Genomic DNA, 1,340 nt, shown 5'->3' with positions numbered 1-1,340 from the left:
CCCTCGCCGACCCCCCGCCGTTGCCCCCCGCCCCGAGGCCCACCCGGGGAGCGCCGACCCCGCCCCCGGCCGGGGAGGCTGCTCTCAGAGGGTCCACTTCTGGTTGTCGCCGCCCCAGCAGGTCCACAGCTGGACGGGCGTCGAGTCGGCGACGGCCGCCCCGGCGACGTCCAGGCACCGGCCGGACGGGACGCCGGTGACGGTGCCGTCCGCGTTGAAGCGCCATTGCTGGTTCGCGCCGCCGTTGCAGGGCCAGGTCACGACCTTGGTGCCGTCGGCCGTCGCGCCGCTGTACGCGTCCAGGCACAGCGTCGTGCCGGAGACGTTCACCGTGAGCTGCCCGTCGGCGGTGCGCGTCCAGGTCTGGTTCGCTCCGCCCCAGCAGGTGTAGATCTGCGCCTGCGTCCCGGCGGTGGCGGAGGCGTTGGGGACGTCCAGGCACTTGCCCGAGCCGGTGCCGCGCAACGCCCCCGTGGTGGCGGCGGAGTTGGCGTAACCGGCGGCGACGATGTCGGCCTGGACGGCGTTCTCGGTAGCCTCCGACGGGTAGCCGGAGGTCATCACGCCCTCGTAGAAAGTGCCTTGGGCGCCCTTGCTGTTGTCCCCGCCGATGCCGAGGATGATCGCGCCCTCCTTGTGCATCGGGTTGTAGCCCGACACGTTCGGGCGCGGTCCGGAGTAGAACGTCGACAGGCCGCCGGACTGGGCGTCGCCGGCGCGGATCGCCCACTGGTTCGGCGCGCCCTTGACCATGGCCGTCAGGTAGCGGCGGTTCACCGTCGGGTCGTTGGCGTTGTAGCCCGCGTTGGCTCCGGAGAACAGGCCGTTCTCCAGGTCGGCCATCACCCAGGGGCCAGGGCCGGTGCCGTAGCCCCAGACCTTGATGTTGCCGAAGTAGATGGCCTCCATGTGACCGTTGCCGGTGTCGTTGTTGCTCGTCTCGGCGTTGCCGTAGTCGAAGCAGCAACCGCCGTTGTAGTGCGTGCCGTCCAGGATCGCGTACATCCCCTCGGGCTGGTCGCCGGTCGCGATGCCCGAGGTGTGGTTGTTGCGGTAGCCGGTGCCCGGCGCCACGTACACGCCGTAGGCCTTGTGACCGTTCAGCGTGGTGGGCGCCGCGGTCGCGTCCGCGAGGTTGTCCGGCCCGGACGCGGCCCCGCCGCCAGGCGCCTGGGTGAGGTGGTTGTTCCGACCGGTCTGGTCGTAGATCACGGTGATCACGCAGGTGGTGCCGGCGCAGAAGGCGTCCTGCGAAGCCGCGTCGGCGTAGCCGCCGGTGCCCAGCACGCCGACGTCCCGGAGCGCCTGGTCCGACGAGCGCCTGACCTGGTACAGCGGCC

At 71.6% G+C, this 1,340-nt stretch carries 1 protein-coding gene; it reads right to left on the bottom strand.

The window, feature by feature from the left end:
- Window positions 1-84: 84 nt before the first annotated feature.
- A partial coding sequence (locus AB0O00_RS39765; protein WP_363659540.1) for an arabinofuranosidase catalytic domain-containing protein occupies window positions 85-1,340 on the bottom strand: 1,256 nt, incomplete at its 5' end.

This window comes from Kitasatospora sp. NPDC093558, from assembly GCF_040683475.1.
Lineage (GTDB): Bacteria > Actinomycetota > Actinomycetes > Streptomycetales > Streptomycetaceae > Kitasatospora.
The sequence above is the reverse complement of the archived record's forward strand: the minus strand, read 5'-3'. Positions and strand labels throughout refer to the sequence as shown.